The organism is Sphingomonas sp. SAFR-052 (genome assembly GCF_051965015.1).
Lineage (GTDB): Bacteria > Pseudomonadota > Alphaproteobacteria > Sphingomonadales > Sphingomonadaceae > Sphingomonas.
In genome coordinates, this window is the sequence record NZ_JBQCMO010000003.1 from 84,019 (window position 1) to 100,923 (window position 16,905).

Below are 16,905 nucleotides of genomic sequence, written 5' to 3' on the forward strand. Positions count from 1 at the left end.
GGGACGGACCTCTGCCGGGTTCCAAGGCGTAAATCGGACTATCACGCCGGTTCCGGTTCAACATCTCAACGCCCGCTTCCATCAAGGCGATCGAGGATCGGGCAGTCTGGACGATCCTCACCGTGGCACGATCCCGCGAGATACACGAGCGAACGCCGCATGCCTTCGAGGGTCTCGATCTTCCGGGCAAGCTCGGCAACCCTAGCCTCAGCTACCGTCTTCACGTCCGCACTAGATCGCTCCCGGTCCGACCAGAGGCCGAGGAGCGCTCGAATGTCATCGATAGGGAATCCCAAATCGCGTGCGTTGGCGATGAAGCGCAGCCGATGAACGTCCGCTTCGCTATAGTCGCGATACCCACTCCCGCGCCGTGGCGGTGCGGGAACGAGCCCGATCTTCTCATAGTGGCGGATCATGCGCTGGGAGACGCCGCTGGCGTCCGACGCCGCTCCGATGTTCACAACTTCACCGCGTTGAGCCGCAGCGCGTTCAGAACGACAGTGAAAGACGAGAGCGCCATCGCCGCACCGGCTAGCATCGGCGAGAGCAGAATGCCGGCGACGGGGTAAAGCACCCCGGCCGCAACCGGCACGCCGATGCCGTTGAACAAGAACGAGAAGAACAGGTTCTGGCGGATGTTGCGCATCGTTGCGTGTGCGAGCTTGCGCGCCCGAACGATCGCCGACAAATCGCCGCGCGTGAGCGTCATGCCGGCGCTTTCGATCGCCACGTCCGTTCCGGTGCCCATCGCCAGGCCCACGTCCGCAGCGGCAAGCGCCGGGGCGTCATTGATGCCGTCGCCGGCCATCGCGACCTTGGCGCCGCTTGCCTTCAGCTCGCCTATGATGCGCGCTTTGTCTTCCGGCCGCAGATCGGCGCGCACGTCATCGAGACCGCCTACCGCGCGCGCGACCGCATCCGCGGTCCCACGATTGTCGCCGGTGAGCATGACGACGCGCAAGCCCTTTTTGCGAAGTGCGGCAATGGCGTCGCGTGCCGATGCCCGCACCGGGTCGGCGACCGCCAGCAAGCCAGCGAGCGCCCCATCGATCGCGACCAGGATGACACCTGCGCCCTCGCTACGATGACGATCAGCCGCGGCATCGACCGGCTTGGGATCAGCGCCGATCCGGCTCATTTGCGCGGGATTGCCGATGACGACCGAGCGGCCGTCGACCGTGGCGCTGACACCCAGGCCGGTTTGCGAGGCGAAGTCCGCTACCGTGCGGAGCTGCAATGCCCGCTCTTTAGCGGCAACGACGATCGCGTGAGCGAGCGGGTGTTCGGATTGCCCTTCGGCGGCCGCGGCAAGCGCGAGCATGTCGTTTTCCGCGACTGCGCCGACAGTCTCGATCGCGACCAGCTTAGGCTTGCCTTCCGTGAGCGTGCCCGTCTTGTCGATGACGAGCGTATCAACCTTCTCTAACCCCTGTAAGGCTTCCGCATTCTTGACCAGCACCCCGGCTGCCGCGCCCCGCCCGGTGCCGACCATGATCGACATGGGTGTGGCGAGCCCGAGCGCGCACGGACAGGCGATGACCAGCACGGCGATAGCGTTGAGCAGGGCATGGCCCATGCGCGGCTCAGGGCCGACTAGCGACCATACCACGAACGTCACCACCGAGATCAGCACGACCAGCGGTACGAACCATCCCGAAACCCGATCGGCGACCGCCTGAATAGGGGCGCGGCTCCGCTGCGCTTCCGCGACCATGCGGACGATCCGCGCCAGCATCGTATCCGAGCCGACCGCGCGAGCTTCCATGACCAGGCTGCCCGTGCCGTTCACCGTTCCCCCGGTGACAGCCGCTTCGACGCCCTTGAGGACTGGCGCGGGTTCGCCGGTGAGCATGGATTCATCGACCGACGAACGGCCTTCGACCACCACGCCATCGACCGGAATCGCTTCGCCGGGACGGACCCGCAGCCGATCGCCAGCGGCGACGTCAGCAAGACCGACCTCTTCCTCGGAGCCGTCAGTCCGCAACCGCCGAGCTGTCTTGGGAGCGAGATCCAGGAGGGCTCGGATCGCGCGCCCGGTTGCCGCCCTGGCGCGCAGCTCGAGCACTTGCCCGAGCAGCACCAGCGTCACCACGACGCCGGCCGCCTCGTAATAGACCGGAACCATCCCACCGTGCATCCGGAACGTCGCGGGGAACAGGCCTGGCGCGAGCGTCGCGACCACGCTGTAGAGGAAGGCCGCGCCGACCCCGATTGCGATCAGCGTGAACATATTGAGATGGCGGGTGTGGATCGAGGTCCACCCTCGCTCGAAAAACGGCAAGCCCGCCCACAGCACGATCGGTGCGGTTAGCGCGAGCTGGACCCACGGCGAGACCGTGGGGCTGACGACATTGATGCCGAGCATCTCGGCAAACATCGAAACGACGAGGAGCGGGATCGTCAGTGCGCCGGCCACCCACAGCCGGCGTGTGAAGTCGACCAGCTCGGGGTTGGGTGTGTCGTCGAGCGACGGTTCTTCGGGCTCGAGCGCCATGCCGCAGATAGGGCACGTCCCCGGCCCTTCCTGGCGGACTTGCGGGTGCATCGGGCACGTCCACATCGCCCCTGGCGTCGCTGTTGGCTCAGGTTTTGGCTTATCGCCGAGATAGGCGTTCGGATCAGCCAAGAACTTGGTCCGGCACCCGGCGCTGCAAAAATGATATTCATGGCCGGCGTGCTCGGCATGGTGCGCCGTTTTCGCTGGATCGACCGCCATGCCGCACACCGGGTCCGTTACCTTGGTCGCGTCGCCGGGCACCTTGGGTCCCGAACAGCAGCCACCCATTTTGCCGGCCTGTTCGACTGGCACTGACGCGGTAGAGGCCCCAGAGCAGCATGAAGCGGGCTCGGCAGCCGGCTCGGCTGACTTTGCTGAGCTGCCGCAACCCCCGGTATGGGCATGAGAATGAGGATCGTTCATGGCGTAACTCCTTCGACCCGGAGGCATGTAGGGTCTGACACCGTGTCAGGGTCAAGGCCAGGTCGAGCTTAACCCGCGACCGTGCGGCCAAGCCGCCTAATATGAGCTACGCGGCCGAAGGCGTTGCCCCTCGAAAAGGGCCAAGCAGGCGAGGGAAAGTGCGATCTGGCGCGTATCTCCTTTAGGGCGGGGATAAGACGGAGAATGACCGATGCATCAGATGGACCCGGCGATGAAGGCGTGCATGGACGCCTGCCACGAATGCCATATCACCTGTCTTTATATGGCGATGAACCACTGCCTTGAGGCAGGTGGGAAGCACGCCGAGCCGCAGCACATGAAAATTATGGCCGATTGCGCGCAGATTTGCGCAGTCGCGATCGACTTCATGGCCCGCAAATCCGAACACCATCGTCATATCTGCCGCGAGTGCGCCGAGATTTGCCGGGCGTGCGCGGCGAGTTGCGAAGGGCTCGCCGGCATGGAGGATTGCGTCGCGGCCTGTAACCGTTGCGCCGAGGAATGCGAGAAGATGGCCGCCTGAGCGGCGAGGCGGGCGGCATTCGGCCGCCCGCCCCTCACATCGCCGAAGCAGGCGGTTCGAGTGTTCCCAGCCATGCGACGAGCGCCAGGATCGCCACTGCGCAGCTCGCCTCAACTGCGAGGCTGCGCCGCAGGCCGCGAAGCGCGCCATGATGATCGACCGCGGTGATCGAGCGCTCGAACGCCGGCGTAAGCCGAAAGCGGTTGAACGACGCAAGCGCGAGCATCGCGCCGAAGAGGGCGAGCTTGGCGATCAGAAGCTGGCCGTAGACCGTAGCTGTGACGTTCGGCAGATTGGCAAGGCCGACCAGCAACCAGGCATTGACCATACCGGTGACGGCGATCGTGCCGACCAGGATCGTGCCCACCAAGCCGAACCTCTGCAGTGCGCGGTGCGTCAGCGTCAGATGGGTGGCATCGATGCGGCCAACCGGCCGGGCGACGAGAAGCACGAGCCCGAGCAGGGCTCCGGCCCAGGCCCCGCCAGCGAGCAGGTGGAGAATGTCCGCGCCCAGATGCACCCAGCCGACTGCGCCCTCGTCCATCGCGCCGTGCCCTGTCCAGGCAAGCGTGGCGAGCGCCACGCCCGCAGCGAACGCCACTAGGCCGAGCAAAGTAACGCGACCGGCTGCCACGAGGGCCGCGATCGAGGCCACCGCGAGCGCAGCCACGCGCACTTCCCACGCTGTGCCCATTGCGGACCCGGAGAGGAGCATCCCGATCGCCTCCTGATCGATCGGCCAGGGCGGCGCCCCGGCCATCGATGCCGCGAGCAGCGCAAGGGCGATCCCGGAGAACAGGAGGCCGAGCACGCCGCTTCCGAGGAGCCAAGGGCGCAATGCGAGCGCGTTGACGCGCTCGCCTGCTTTGAGGCCGTAGAGACAGAATGCCGACAGGCCGAACAGTCCGCTCAGCGTCGCATAAAGCGCGAAGCGGACTGCGATCAACGGCCAGTCGGTGTTCACCCTTACTTTACCGCGAAGGCGAAGTTCCCGGCGATCCTGTGCGTGTCGGCCGAGACCACATGCCATGCGACGCTGTAGCGCCCCGCGGCGAGCGGCGCCTTGGGTGTGACGATGAGCGTGCGGCCATCCTTGGCAATTCCGGCTGCAGCTGCGACCTTCATCGGCGGGTGCAAGGTGCCGCCATGCGCGGTCATCATGAGATCCGCGCCCGAGAACTTCGGCATAAGCTTTTCGCTGAACCGAAGCGCGAGACGCGCGGGCTTGGCGACCGTCGCGTTCGGCGCCGGTAAGGCGGACAGCAACTTAGGGTGAGCCTGGGCGGCGCTGGCGAGCCCGAGAATGGCAAGGGCGGCAGGGACTAGGGCGCGACGCATGAGGTTACTCCGTGGTGTTCTGTCCATTCTACGCGGCACAGGTGCGCACCCCTCACGCGACCGGTGAGGGATGATGGGCAGCGCTGCGTAACCAGTGTTAGAGGGGCGGAGTGGAAAACATGGATGATCTGGACAGAGCGTTGGCGAGGTTGGCGGGAGCACCTGTTCCGGCCGCTCTGGACGACGTCGAAGCACGTGTTCTCGCGCGCATCGGCACCCGGCCGGTCGTGCGACAGACCGGGCTCGGCATCGGTGTGGTGACGGTTGCGGCATTGGCGATCGGCATGATCGGCGCGGAGCTTCCCGCGACCGCGAGCCCAGCGGTGTCGCTCGCACCGCTCGGCGGGGCCTCGCCGCTCGCACCCTCGACTTTGCTGATAGGCGAGCCGTGACCTCGACCAAGCGCGTCGTTCTGTGTGTCGTGCTCGCCTTTCTCGCTGCGATCGGGGGCGTGTTCGTCGGACGTGCGCTGTTGCCCCATCCCAAGCAGCCGGGTGCCGCCCTGCACGAGGTATTGCACCACAAGCTCGCACTCAATGCCGATCAGCAGGCTAAGCTGAAGGTTCTGGAGGACCGGTTCGCGGTGCAACGGCGCGCTCTCGAGCTGGAGCTGCGCGCGACCAATGCCCGGCTCGCCGAGGCGATCGAGGCCGAGCACGGCAACGGCCCACGGGTCACGGCCGCGGTCGATCAGAGCCATGCCGCTATGGGCGAGCTGCAGAAGGCCACGTTGGCGCACATCTTCGCCATGCGGCAGCTTCTGCGGGCCGATCAGACCTCCCAATTCGATGCTGCGGTGGTGAAGGCGCTCACCGACGGCCAGGGGTGAGCCTCGACTGGACCACGCTGTCCGATGGCGAGCTGGCGACGCTCAGCATTGCAGGTCGGCACGCCGCTTTTGCCGAAATCGTGCGGCGCTACCAACAGCCGGTGTTCCGGCTCGCGCGGGCCTGCGTCGGCGAACCGGACGAAGCGCTCGACCTCGTGCAGGAGACGTTCGTCGCCGCACACCAGGCTCTTTCGCGCTACGACGGGCAGCGCGCCATGAAGGCGTGGCTTTCGACGATCGCCATCAACAAGTGTCGTGACTGGGCGCGAAAGCGCACGGTGCGCCGGTTCTTCTCCTTTGCGGGCCCCATCGATCATCGGGCCGAAGCTGTGGTGGACGACCAGGTGGCGATCGACGACGGCGCAGCCGACCGCCAGGAGTTGGACCGGGTAGCAGATGCCATTTCCGCTCTGCCCATGAATCTAAAAGAGGCTCTAGTGCTGCGCACCATCGAGGGTATGAGCCAAGCCGAAACCGCCGAGGTGCTGGGGATCAGCCAGAAGGCTGTCGAAACCCGCCTCTACCGTGCCCGCTCGCGCCTCCTCGAAAAGTTGGGTGCCGGACAAGGGATAGGCGTGCGGGACGCGTAGAAGGGGTGAGACGGGCCGATAGCGGTCCCACCCTACGAGGAGCTTCCATGTCGCGCGTACTCGACCGCCGCCAAGTGCTGCGCGGTGCCACCTTAGCCGGAAGCGGCCTTGCGCTGTCGGCGTACATGCCGGCGTGGGCGCAGCCGGTGTCCGCGGGCATTGCCAAGCCATTGCCGACGGTCTCGGGCGACGACATCACGCTGAAGGTCGCGCATCAGATGATGATGATCGATGGGCGGCAGAGCCATGCGATCGGCATCAACGGCACCGTGCCTGCGCCGCTCATTCGCTTGCGCGAGGGGCAGAAGGTCCGCCTTCATGTCATGAACGAGCTTGACGAGGAGACGTCAATCCACTGGCATGGGCTGTTGGTGCCCTTCCAGATGGACGGTGTGCCCGGCATCAACTTCCCGGGCATCCCCGCGCGCTCGACCTTCACCTACGAGTTCCCGATCATCCAGAGCGGCACCTACTGGTATCACAGCCACTCGGGGCTCCAGGAGCAGGAGGGGCACTACGGGCCGATCCTGATCGATCCCAAAAACCCCGACCCGGTGCAGTTCGATCGCGAGCACGTGATCGTGCTGTCCGACCACAGCTTCCAGCACCCGCACTATCTGTTCGACCGCCTCAAGAAGGAGTCGGGCTACTTCAACCGCCAGCGCCAGACCCTAAGCGGGCTGCTGGCGGGCAAGGATCAGCCGCTCAAAGAGCGGCTGATGTGGGGCAAGATGCGGATGGACCCCGCCGACGTCGCCGACGTGACCGCCTCGACCTACACCTATCTGGTCAACGGCCATGGTCCCAAGGACAATTGGACAGCGCTGTTCCGGCCGGGTGAGCGGGTGCGGCTCCGCTTCATCAACGCATCGTCCATGACGACCTTCAACGTCCGCATCCCCGGCCTGCCGATGACGATCGTCGCGGCCGATGGCTTGAACGTGCGCCCCCTCGAGATTGACGAGTTCCAGTTCGGTCCTGCCGAGACCTATGACGCGATCGTCACGCCGCCCGACATGCGCGCCTATACGCTAGTGGGCGAAAGCGTCGATCGCTCCGGCATGGCGCGCGCGACGCTCGCACCCCGCGAGGGCATGGCGGCCGAAGTCCCACCGCTGCGCAAGCGCCCGCTCGCGACCATGAAAGACATGGGCATGGGCGGTCATGATATGAGCACCATGGATCACGGCTCCATGCAGGGCATGGAGAGCGGTGTGACTGGCGCGCAGGCCGGATCAATGGCGGGCATGGACCACAGCACGATGGACCATGGAGCGGGTGCCGGTTCGATGCAGGGCATGGACCATTCCCAGATGAACCATGGCGGGGCCGGCGCTGCTGCTGGCGCCATGGCCGGGATGACAGCGCCCCAAGCTCAGAGTGGCGCGATGGCCGGGATGGATCACGGGTCCAGTGCGATGCCGGGCATGACGGATGGGCAGTCGATGGCCGGCATGGACATGGGCAGCATGAACATGCGCGATTTTTCGAAGGCCCCGGGCGTGAAGAAGGGTCCGGGTGTCCAGACCATTTCGGGCATGCCGGTCGATCGCACCGGCGAGCCAGGTCAGGGACTGGAGAACGTCGGTCACCGCGTGCTGACCTATCGCGATCTGGTTGCCCTAGACCGCAATCCCGACACGCGGGCACCCGAGCGCGAGATCAAGCTCCACCTGACCGGCAACATGGAACGGTACATGTGGGGCTTCGATGGCGAGAAGCTGTCCGAGAGCCCCGATCCGATCACCCTGCTGCACGGCGAGCGGGTGCGCGTCACCCTCATCAACGACACGATGATGGGCCACCCCATTCACATCCACGGTCACTTCTTTGATCTGGTGACGGGGAAAGGCGCATACGCGCCCCGGAAGCATACGGTGCTCGTCCAGCCAGGCGGCACGGTGAGCTGGGACGTGACCGGCGAGGAAGGCGATTGGGCGTTCCACTGCCACATGCTCTACCACATGCACGCAGGGATGATGCGCGTCGTCCAGGTCCGCAAGGCCGGGGAGGCAGCAGCGTGAAGCGGTCGCTCCTCCTTGTCGGCCTCGCATCGGCAGTCGCCAGCCCAGTGTTCGGGCAGAGCATGGATCATTCCATGCACAACATGCCGGGGATGACCATGCCGGCGAAGCCCGCCGCCAAGGCGACCCCCAAGCCCGCGCGGAAAGCAGCCGCGAAACCTGCGGCCAAACGGAAGGCCCCTGTTCGGCGCGCGGCCCCCCGTCGTGCGCCGACCGCACCGGCTCGGACGGCCGATCCGCACGCCGGTCACGACATGAGCGGGATGCAGGGCATGTACATGGGCGGGCAGCAGGCCGCGCCCGCCCAGGACCCGCACGCCGGCCACGATATGTCCGGTATGCCCGGTATGGGCTCCCCGGCAGCAGCGGGGCAGGACCCGCATGCCGGGCATGACATGAGCGCGATGCCCGGTATGGCGATGGAGGGTAGCCAGGCAGGCGCCAAGGTCGGGACCGACCTTCCTCCGGGCAACAAGCCCGCTCCCGCGCCGTCCGGCGATCATCTCGCCGATCGCTTCTGGGGGGCGGATGCCATGGCCAGCTCGCGCGAGAACGATCTGCGGCGCGAGCATGGCGGGATGACCTATTATCAGGTGCTCTTCAATCTCGCGGAGTATCAGGCCCGCAAGGGAAGCGATGGCTATCGCTGGGATGGCGAGGCTTGGATCGGAGGCGATGTGAACCGGCTCTGGCTGAAGTCGGAAGGCGAAGGGAGCTTCGGCAAGGCGCTGGAAAGCGCCGAGCTGCAGGCGCTCTACAGCCACGCCCTCGATCCCTATTGGAACCTCCAGGCCGGCGTCCGCTACGACTTCAAGCCCAATCCCTCGCGCACCTATGCGACGATCGGGATCGAGGGCTTGGCACCCTATCAATTCGAGGTCGAGGGTGCGCTGTTCCTCTCCGACAAGGGCGACGTGCTCGCCCGCGCCGAGGGCTATTACGACCAGCGCATCACCAACTACTTCGTTCTCCAGCCCAGGGTGGAGGCCAACTTCGCGGCCCAGGACGTGCGGGAGACCGGGATCGGCTCGGGGCTGACGGACCTGGAGGCCGGTTTGCGGCTTCGCTACGAGGGCCGCCGTGAGTTCGCGCCCTATATCGGCGTGTCGTGGGAACGGCAGTTCGGCGACACGGCGCGCTTCTCGCGGTCGCGGCGTGACGACACGGGCGGCTTCAGCTTCGTCGCCGGCGTGAGGACCTGGTTCTGAGCCCGCGGCTTCGCCTCCACCTCGGAGCGAGCAAGATCCACCGCTGGCTTGCTCTCCTGATTGGTGCGCAGGCGATCGTCTGGTTCACCAGCGGCCTTGTGATGAGCCTGCTCCCAATCGACACCGTGCACGGCGATCATCGGATCGAACGGAACGCCGAGCCGGCGCTGTCGAGCACACAAGGCTTCGCACCGTTGCCTGCCTTGCTCGCCTCGGCCGGAGCGCCGGTCCGCCAGCTTCAGCACCGCATGCTGCTCGGGCGGCCGATCGTCGAGGCACAGCTTGTGGATGGTCACATCCGTCTGCTGGACGCTCGCACGGCTGCACCACTTCCACCATTGGATGCTAGGGTAGCCAGGACGATCGCTCAGAAGGCGTATCGGGGGGCTGGTGTGCCTGCGCCCACCATCGAGCGGGTCGAACGAGCCAGCACCGAGTATCGCGGGGCGTTGCCAGCTTGGCGTGTCACGTTCGCCGACGATGACGCCACCCGCATCTATGTAGCGGCCGACACGGGACGGCTCACGTCGGTCCGGACAGGAACGTGGCGGCTGTACGACTTCTTCTGGGGCCTCCACATCATGGATTGGACCGAGCACGAGCGGTTCAACACGCCGTGGCTCAACGCCTTTGCCGCAGGCGGTCTCGTCTTCGCAGTGTCGGGCGCGATCCTTCTCTTCATGCGCTGGCCGAGACGGGCGCGCCGCAAAGCCGGGGGGCATATTTCCAGACAGGGAGTCGCATGATGGATGACCACCAAGGCAAGATGGACATGAAGATGGGCTACGGTCGCTTCGCAGCGATGGTGGCGACCTCGACCGTTGTCATGTTCGGGTTGATGTACGTGAACGTCTATGCCCTCGGGCATATCGAATTTAGCCAGACACGGTTCTGGATGGCGTTCGTGATGGGCGCCACGATGGCGATCATCATGCTCCTCTTCATGTGGTCGATGTACAAGAACAAGCGGACGAATGCCGCAATCATCGGGGGTAGCATCGTGGTGTTCGCGCTCGCGCTGTGGCTCGTCCGCAGCCAGGAAACGGTGGACGACGTGAGCTGGATGAAAGCCATGATCCCGCACCACTCGATCGCGATCCTGACGAGCGAGCGCGCGCACATCAAAGACCCCGAGGTGCGCAAGCTGGCCGACGGAATCATCGATGCCCAGGTTCGTGAGATCACGCAGATGAAGCGGGCCATTGCCAGGCTCGAGGCAAATCCTACGCCTGCGAATGCGCCCGACCTACCCTCCTATCGTGACAAGCAGGTTCCCCCTCCCCCGCCTGAAACTGATGAGAGCGTAGGAGTTAATACCCTTCAGCCGATCCGCTGAATTCGATCACGGGCGTGAGGGATACGGTCGCCGCGCCCGTATCTCTCCTGTGAGTGGGGGTGTTTACACAGGAGCGACACGATGAAGAAGATGACTGTTTTGGCCCTCGCGGCCGCACTCGGCGCCGCCCCGGCCATCGCCCAGATGCAGAGCATGGATCATTCTGGCATGAACCACGGTCAGATGATGCAGCCGACGCCGGCGAACCCCTATCCGCCCTCTGAAATGCAGATGCATCAGAAGATGATGTCGGCCATGGGTGCCGATGCGACCGAGACTTGGGTCCGCAAAATGGTCGAGCATCATCGCGGTGGCATTGCCATGTCGCAGATTGTGTTGCGCGAAACCAAGGACGCAAAGGTTCGCATGATGGCGACCAAGACGATCGCCGAGCAGAACAAGGAAGTCGGCGAGCTGAACACCTGGCTGCGGGCGCACGGCAAGGCTGCACAGTGATCGGCCACCACTTCACCGCAGGGCTGGCCTGCCGTGGCGCGGCCATCTAGGAACAGATATGACCCGCACCCGCCTTCTCGCCGCTGTTGTAGCGTTCGCCATGCCGGTTGCAGCCGTGGCTGCCGGGCCGGTTCTGATGCATCGCGATCCGGGCTGCCCATGTTGCGAGAAGTGGGCGCAGCAGGTGAAGGCTCAGTTCGGTCGCGCGGTCCGCGTCGTCGACGACGCGAACCGGCCCGCGTTCATGAAGGCCCGGGGCGTACCTGCGGACTTAGCCTCGTGCCACACGGCCATCATCGACGGCATGACTTTCGAGGGTCATGTGCCGATCGCCGATATGAAGCGGGCTCTGGCAACGCACCCGAAGGGTGTGACGGGGCTCGCGGTTGCCGGGATGCCGATGGGCTCGCCGGGCATGGAAATGCCGGGCTTTAAGGCCCAGCCCTACGACGTCGTTGCGTTCGGACCGAGTGGCCGGCGAGTATTCGCCCACCACGGCGGATAGTCGTTGACACCCACACGTCCACGCCCGACCGTATGACTGTGAAAGGTCATCTTTCCCTTTTCCTCCTCTTGGGAGCACTGCTTGGCCTGTTCGGTCAGCAGGCTGCGTATGCCGGGGGACCGGCGCTCGCGCCGAAGATGGAAGCGAGCCATGCCATGCCGTCCGGCATGGACTGCGCCGGCATGGAGGGAATGCCGAAGGCCGTGCACGAGCAGCCCTGCAAAGGGCTTACGCTCGCATGCATCGCTCAGATGGGATGCATGATCCCCATGACCATCCAGGACCGCCTCCCTTTGCCGGCACCACGCGTTCCCCTGCCTCCCGTCGCCTACCGCGCCGTGGATGCACCCCTGGCCGGGCGCGACCTAATGCCGGAACTCCAACCGCCCACCGTCTGAGCTGACCCGATCGCGGTCTTGCATCTGCGTCCCCACAAAGGGGCGTGGGCGAGAGCGCGTGATCGTATCACTCCCACCAGACGGACTTAGCCATGCGCGCATCCTTGATGCTGGCCGTGGCGGCGCTTTCAACGAGTGCCGCACACGCAGAATCTCTTACTTACGACCAAGCGATACGCGGGGCGGTTGCAAACGCCCCCGGAGCAGCCGCAGGACGCGCGGGGGTCACGGCTGCCCAAGCGGAGGCCGGCGCTGCCGGGAGCCTTCCCGATCCCCGATTATCGATCGGGATCGATAACTATCCCATTTCGGGACCTCCCGCCTTTTCGCTGTCGCGTGACGACATGACGATGGGGCGGGTCGGTTTTCAGCAGGACTTGCCCAACCTTGCGAAGCGCCACGCCGCGCAGGCGCAGGCCCGGGCGGCAATCGTTACCGCTCAAGCATCCCAGGAGATCAAGCTCCGCCAGATCCGGTTGGGCGCGGGACAAGCATGGATCGACCTTGCCTATGCCGGCCGACGGTTGGCAGCGATCGATGCGATCATCAGGTCGCTGCGCGCACTCCCACCTGCCGCGCGAACGGCAGTTGCGTCCGGCACGTCGCGGCCGGCTCAGAGCTTGGGGATCGATCAGGCCATTGCCGGTCTAGAGGATCGACGCGACGAGCTGGTAGCCGCAGTTGCGCGTGCCCGCGCCATGCTGGCCCGCTGGACGGGCGTACAGGCTCCCGAGATCGCAGGAGACGTGCCGGCGATCGACTTGGCGCCGGTACGCCTGCGGGCAGCGCTTGAGCAGCATCCCGAAATGGTTTCTGCCGACGCTGGCATTCGTCGCGCCCAAGCCGATGTGGACGCAGCACGGGCGGAGAAGCGTCCGGATTGGGGTGCCGAGGTAGCGTATCAGCGCCGCGATCCTCGCTATGGGGATATGATATCGGCCGGCGTGTCGATGAGCCTGCCGCTCTTCGCACGGTCACGCCAGAACCCGCGCATAGCGGCGCGGCAATCTGCTGAAGCGCAGGCGGAGGCGCAGCGCGAGGAAACGCGACGTACTCTCGCGGCCGACCTCGAGGCCGCTCTGGCTGACCATGAGATGCATCACAGTCAGTGGCAGCGGGCGCAACGCGTACTTCTTCCACTCGCTAGGGAGCGAGCCGAATTAGAGACGGCCAGCTACTCGGCCGGTAGGGCAAGCCTCACCGACGTCATCGATGCCAAGGCTGCGTTTGCAGATGCCGAACTGACGGCGCTCGATCGCGAGGCGGATGTCGCTTCCGATGCGGTCCGGCTCACAATCACCTTCGGGAGCGACGACCGATGAGCGGCACGAACATGACCCGCGCCCGCCTCGCAACTGCTGCGGGTGCGCTTGCCCTTTTGGCGGGCGGCATCGGTTTCGGTATCGCGCGGCTTGGGAACACAGCCAGCTCGCCAGCGCAGCAGGCCCAACCGGACCAGCGCAAGATTCTCTACTGGTATGACCCCATGATCCCGGCCGAGCATCATGACGGTCCGGGTCTCTCGTCGATGGGGATGAAGACGATCCCCCGATACGCCGATGATGGCGCCGTCGCGAATGCCACGCCGGGAGTCACCATCGACGCTGGCAGCATCCAGCGCCTTGGAGCGCGGATCGTGTCGGCCGAGCGAGGGACGCTCAGCAATTCAGTGACCGTGACGGGCAGCATCGACTTCAACGAGCGCACCCTCGCCGTCGTCCAAGTGCGTAGCGCCGGCTTCGTTCAACGCGTCTATTCACGCGCACCGGGTGACGTGGTACCCGCCGGAGCGCCGCTCGCTGACCTTCTCGTCCCCGAGTGGGTGGGTGCGCAAGCCGAGTACGAGGCGGTTCGGCGCACGGGCGATGCCGCCCTGACACGGGCTGCGCGCCAACGCATGACTCTCCTCGGCATGACCGGCTCGACCGGCGGACGCACGACGATCCGCACGCCGATTAGCGGTGTTATCAAAACGCTGAGCGTGCGGCAGGGGATGACCTTGGCCCAGGGGCAGACCGTCGCCGAGGTGAACGGGCTCGGCACTGTCTGGCTGAACGCGGCCGTCCCCGAGGCGGGCGCCGGCACGCTGCGCGTCGGTACTCCCGTAACCGCCACGCTTGCGGCTTTCCCGGGGGAGACCTTCGCAGGCCGGATCACTGCCATTCTGCCTCAGGCGCAGGCCGAAACCCGCACGATCACCGTGCGGATCGAACTGGCCAACAGAGGCGGCAGGCTTCGGCCGGGCATGTTCGCCAGCGTCGCACTCGGGCAGGATTCACGCGATAGGCTGCTCGTGCCCAGCGAGGCCGTGATCCGCACCGGTCGCCGCATGCTCGTCATGCTCGCTGGCCCCGGCGGGCGGTTCCGACCCGCTGAAGTGCGAACAGGCACCGAAGGTGGCGGGAAAACAGAAATTCTTGCGGGGCTCGCCGAGGGCGAGAAGGTCGTGGCATCCGGCCAGTTCCTGATCGATTCCGAGGCCAGCCTTGCAGGCCTCGATGCGCGGCCGATCGGCGGTGAAGCGAAGCCGCAACCAAAACAGCCGTCGGCTGCGACTGGTCAAGTCTATGAGACAGTCGGGCGTGTGGAGACGTTGGACGCGAGTTCGATAACGCTGTCTCATGAGCCAGTGCCGGCGATCGGGTGGCCGGCGATGACGATGAGCTTCCGCGTTGCCAATCCCGCCCTGCTGCGCGGCTACAAGAAGGGAGATCGTGTTCGGTTCGGTTTCGACCAGCCATCGGAAGGCCCGACCCTGCGCCGCATCATGCAGGAGCGCAGCCGGTGATCGTCAAGATTATCCGCTGGTCCGTCGCCAACCGGTTCCTTGTTGTGCTGGCAGCGCTCGCACTTGCCATCGCCGGCGTGTTCGCGCTGCGGGCCACGCCCGTCGATGCCTTGCCCGATCTATCGGATACCCAGGTCATCATCCGGACAAGCTGGCCGGGCCAGGCGCCGCAGATCGTGGAGAACCAGGTTACCTATCCGCTGACCACTACCATGCTCTCCGTGCCCGGCGCCAAGACCGTGCGCGGCTATTCCTTCTTCGGCGACAGCTACGTCTATGTGATCTTCGACGAGGGCACGGACCTGTATTGGGCACGCTCCCGCGTGCTCGAATATCTGAGCCAGGTTCAAGGTCGGCTGCCACAAGGGGCACAGGCCGCCCTCGGCCCGGACGCCACCGGTGTGGGCTGGATCTACGAATATGCGTTGGTGGACCGCAGCGGCCGCCACGACTTGTCTCAGCTTCGATCGCTGCAGGACTGGTTCCTGCGCTACGAGTTGAAAACCCTCCCCGGTGTCGCTGAAGTGGCCAGCATCGGGGGCATGGTGAAGCAGTACCAGGTGCTGCTCGACCCGACCCGGCTTGCTTCGCTAGGCGTCACCCACGCCCAGACGGTGGAAGCCATCCGCCGCGCCAATCAGGAGGCGGGCGGTTCGGTGCTGGAGATGGGTGGGGCGGAGTATATGGTTCGCGCGTCGGGCTATCTTCGTACCGTCGATGATTTCCGCGCAATTCCGCTGAGGGTCGCCGGGGCCGGTGTCCCGGTGACGTTGGGCGACGTCGCCACCATCCAGATCGGCCCTGAGATGCGACGGGGCATCGCGGATCTCAATGGCGAGGGAGAGGTAGCGGGCGGTGTCGTCATCCTGCGCCAAGGCAAGAACGCCCGGGAGACGATCGAGGCGGTGAAAACCAAGCTGGTCGAGCTGAGGCGAAGCCTTCCCCCCGGCGTGCAGGTCGTCACCACCTACGACCGGTCGCAACTGATCGATCGCGCGGTCGAGAATCTGTCTAGCAAGCTCCTCGAGGAGTTTGTTGTCGTCGCGATCGTGTGCGGGCTGTTCCTGTGGCACGTCCGATCGGCCTTGGTCGCGATCGTGACCCTGCCGCTGGGTGTGCTCGCGGCCTTGCTCGTCATGCGGGTTCAGGGCGTGAACGCGAACATCATGTCTCTCGGCGGTATTGCCATTGCAATCGGCGCGATGGTGGATGCGGCCATCGTCATGATCGAGAACGCGCATAAGCGGATCGAGCATTGGGAGCATGACCACCCTGGCCGAGCGCTCGCCGGCGAGGAGCGGTGGCAGGTCATCACAGACGCTGCCGCGGAAGTCGGTCCGGCGCTGTTCTTCAGCCTGGTCATTATCACGCTCTCGTTCGTGCCCGTCTTCACCCTGGAAGCTCAGGAAGGCCGGCTGTTCGCACCGCTCGCCTTCACCAAGAGCTATGCGATGGCGGCAGCCGCCATTCTGTCGATCACGCTGGTTCCGGTGCTGATGGGCTGGCTGATCCGTGGGCGCATTCCTGCCGAGCAGGATAATGTCATCAACCGTAGCCTGACCCGCCTCTACCGCCCTAGGCCGCAACCACAATCGCCCCTGAGAAATGTCGAGCACGATATCGAATTGCCCCAACAGCGGCATGCCGATGTTTCCCACGGTGCTTTCGGATGTCCAGCGATCATGGGCAATCGCCGGCACGGAGGCTACCTGGAGCGTGCCCAGATTGACCTTATCGGCGGTGAAGGTCTTGACGATGTGCACCCCCTCGACGCCGCCAAGAGCGGCTGTCGAGTTGGCCTTTCCGGCCAGGAGGGATTGGGCCTCAACATACGCCCCAGACAACATCAAGGCTGACGAGCTGCCAAAGTCGAGCATCAACGGAACCGGGTCCAGACCAGCAACCGACGCGAACACGAACAGCTCTTTTCTGGTGCCGTGACCGAGCACCAAAGGCGTCCAATCAG

At 65.4% G+C, this 16,905-nt stretch carries 17 protein-coding genes and 1 pseudogene; 14 read left to right on the forward strand and 4 right to left on the reverse strand.

Annotated features, from left to right (window positions below):
- Window positions 1-65 precede the first annotated feature (65 nt).
- Window positions 66-461: a Cu(I)-responsive transcriptional regulator gene (cueR, locus tag ACTHQV_RS06130; RefSeq protein WP_145147225.1), complete on the reverse strand. Its 396-nt coding sequence runs from the start codon at window positions 459-461 to the stop codon at window positions 66-68.
- A complete protein-coding gene (locus ACTHQV_RS06135) occupies window positions 458-2,719 on the reverse strand; it encodes a heavy metal translocating P-type ATPase (protein WP_238995164.1) in 2,262 nt (753 codons plus the stop codon). Before ACTHQV_RS06135 ends, cueR begins: the two co-directional genes overlap by 4 nt.
- 415 nt (window positions 2,720-3,134) lie before the next feature.
- Between ACTHQV_RS06135 and ACTHQV_RS06140 the strand changes: the two genes are divergently transcribed.
- Entirely contained in the window at window positions 3,135-3,467 is a 333-nt protein-coding gene (locus tag ACTHQV_RS06140; RefSeq protein WP_145147227.1) for a four-helix bundle copper-binding protein, read from the forward strand.
- Between the two features lie 34 nt (window positions 3,468-3,501).
- Here ACTHQV_RS06140 and copD read toward each other — a convergent pair whose 3' ends face one another.
- Together copD and copC are read right to left on the reverse strand one after the other, a co-directional pair.
- Window positions 3,502-4,431, reverse strand: coding sequence for a copper homeostasis membrane protein CopD (gene copD, locus ACTHQV_RS06145; protein WP_440488991.1), 930 nt, complete (start codon window positions 4,429-4,431; stop codon window positions 3,502-3,504).
- A 2-nt stretch (window positions 4,432-4,433) separates the two neighbouring features.
- Complete coding sequence (gene copC, locus ACTHQV_RS06150) at window positions 4,434-4,805, reverse strand: copper homeostasis periplasmic binding protein CopC (protein WP_440488992.1); 372 nt, start codon at window positions 4,803-4,805, stop codon at window positions 4,434-4,436.
- 119 nt (window positions 4,806-4,924) lie between these two features.
- Here copC and ACTHQV_RS06155 point away from each other — a divergent pair, with 119 nt between their 5' ends.
- From ACTHQV_RS06155 to ACTHQV_RS06215, 13 genes and pseudogenes are all read left to right on the forward strand, one after another.
- Window positions 4,925-5,197: a hypothetical protein gene (locus tag ACTHQV_RS06155; protein ID WP_440488993.1), complete on the forward strand. Its 273-nt coding sequence runs from the start codon at window positions 4,925-4,927 to the stop codon at window positions 5,195-5,197.
- Window positions 5,194-5,634: a periplasmic heavy metal sensor gene (locus ACTHQV_RS06160; protein WP_440488994.1), complete on the forward strand. Its 441-nt coding sequence runs from the start codon at window positions 5,194-5,196 to the stop codon at window positions 5,632-5,634. The genes ACTHQV_RS06155 and ACTHQV_RS06160 overlap by 4 nt, the downstream gene beginning before the upstream one ends.
- Window positions 5,631-6,224: an RNA polymerase sigma factor gene (locus ACTHQV_RS06165; RefSeq protein ID WP_440488996.1), complete on the forward strand. Its 594-nt coding sequence runs from the start codon at window positions 5,631-5,633 to the stop codon at window positions 6,222-6,224. The genes ACTHQV_RS06160 and ACTHQV_RS06165 overlap by 4 nt, the downstream gene beginning before the upstream one ends.
- 47 nt (window positions 6,225-6,271) lie before the next feature.
- A complete protein-coding gene (locus ACTHQV_RS06170; protein WP_440488998.1) occupies window positions 6,272-8,248 on the forward strand; it encodes a copper resistance system multicopper oxidase in 1,977 nt (658 codons plus the stop codon).
- 62 nt (window positions 8,249-8,310) lie between these two features.
- Window positions 8,311-9,456 (forward strand): copper resistance protein B, encoded by a 1,146-nt coding sequence (locus ACTHQV_RS06175; RefSeq protein ID WP_440489396.1) that lies wholly within the window; start codon window positions 8,311-8,313, stop codon window positions 9,454-9,456.
- A gap of 35 nt (window positions 9,457-9,491) precedes the next feature.
- On the forward strand, window positions 9,492-10,202 hold the full coding sequence (locus tag ACTHQV_RS06180) for a PepSY domain-containing protein (RefSeq protein ID WP_440489397.1): 711 nt from the start codon (window positions 9,492-9,494) through the stop codon (window positions 10,200-10,202).
- Window positions 10,202-10,792, forward strand: a complete 591-nt coding sequence (locus tag ACTHQV_RS06185; protein ID WP_203234455.1) for a DUF305 domain-containing protein — start codon at window positions 10,202-10,204, stop codon at window positions 10,790-10,792. Before ACTHQV_RS06180 ends, ACTHQV_RS06185 begins: the two co-directional genes overlap by 1 nt.
- 81 nt (window positions 10,793-10,873) lie before the next feature.
- Window positions 10,874-11,248 carry a DUF305 domain-containing protein gene (locus tag ACTHQV_RS06190; RefSeq protein ID WP_145147241.1) on the forward strand — a complete coding sequence of 125 codons (375 nt, stop codon included), beginning with the start codon at window positions 10,874-10,876 and terminating at the stop codon, window positions 11,246-11,248.
- 58 nt (window positions 11,249-11,306) lie between these two features.
- Window positions 11,307-11,753 (forward strand): DUF411 domain-containing protein, encoded by a 447-nt coding sequence (locus ACTHQV_RS06195; RefSeq protein ID WP_440488999.1) that lies wholly within the window; start codon window positions 11,307-11,309, stop codon window positions 11,751-11,753.
- Window positions 11,754-11,791: 38 nt separating this feature from the next.
- Window positions 11,792-12,151 (forward strand): hypothetical protein, encoded by a 360-nt coding sequence (locus ACTHQV_RS06200; RefSeq protein WP_440489000.1) that lies wholly within the window; start codon window positions 11,792-11,794, stop codon window positions 12,149-12,151.
- Window positions 12,152-12,258: 107 nt separating this feature from the next.
- Window positions 12,259-13,473 (forward strand): TolC family protein, encoded by a 1,215-nt coding sequence (locus ACTHQV_RS06205; protein ID WP_440489399.1) that lies wholly within the window; start codon window positions 12,259-12,261, stop codon window positions 13,471-13,473.
- On the forward strand, window positions 13,470-14,939 hold the full coding sequence (locus tag ACTHQV_RS06210) for an efflux RND transporter periplasmic adaptor subunit (protein ID WP_440489002.1): 1,470 nt from the start codon (window positions 13,470-13,472) through the stop codon (window positions 14,937-14,939). The genes ACTHQV_RS06205 and ACTHQV_RS06210 overlap by 4 nt, the downstream gene beginning before the upstream one ends.
- Window positions 14,936-16,516, forward strand: a pseudogene (locus ACTHQV_RS06215) (efflux RND transporter permease subunit); the annotation flags it as partial. The gene ACTHQV_RS06210 and the pseudogene ACTHQV_RS06215, both read left to right, overlap by 4 nt.
- Window positions 16,517-16,905 lie beyond the last annotated feature (389 nt).

Bases quoted from the DNA above. Each gene is read 5' to 3' on its own strand.
- ACTHQV_RS06155 (WP_440488993.1), top strand. From the start codon at position 4,925: ATGGATGATCTGGACAGAGCGTTGGCGAGGTTGGCGGGAGCACCTGTT.
- ACTHQV_RS06210 (WP_440489002.1), top strand. From the start codon at position 13,470: ATGAGCGGCACGAACATGACCCGCGCCCGCCTCGCAACTGCTGCGGGT.
- ACTHQV_RS06195 (WP_440488999.1), top strand. From the start codon at position 11,307: ATGACCCGCACCCGCCTTCTCGCCGCTGTTGTAGCGTTCGCCATGCCG.
- ACTHQV_RS06135 (WP_238995164.1), bottom strand. From the start codon at position 2,719: ATGGCGGTCGATCCAGCGAAAACGGCGCACCATGCCGAGCACGCCGGC.
- ACTHQV_RS06140 (WP_145147227.1), top strand. From the start codon at position 3,135: ATGCATCAGATGGACCCGGCGATGAAGGCGTGCATGGACGCCTGCCAC.
- ACTHQV_RS06205 (WP_440489399.1), top strand. From the start codon at position 12,259: ATGCTGGCCGTGGCGGCGCTTTCAACGAGTGCCGCACACGCAGAATCT.
- ACTHQV_RS06185 (WP_203234455.1), top strand. From the start codon at position 10,202: ATGGATGACCACCAAGGCAAGATGGACATGAAGATGGGCTACGGTCGC.
- ACTHQV_RS06190 (WP_145147241.1), top strand. From the start codon at position 10,874: ATGAAGAAGATGACTGTTTTGGCCCTCGCGGCCGCACTCGGCGCCGCC.
- ACTHQV_RS06170 (WP_440488998.1), top strand. From the start codon at position 6,272: ATGTCGCGCGTACTCGACCGCCGCCAAGTGCTGCGCGGTGCCACCTTA.
- ACTHQV_RS06175 (WP_440489396.1), top strand. From the start codon at position 8,311: ATGGATCATTCCATGCACAACATGCCGGGGATGACCATGCCGGCGAAG.
- copC (WP_440488992.1), bottom strand. From the start codon at position 4,805: ATGCGTCGCGCCCTAGTCCCTGCCGCCCTTGCCATTCTCGGGCTCGCC.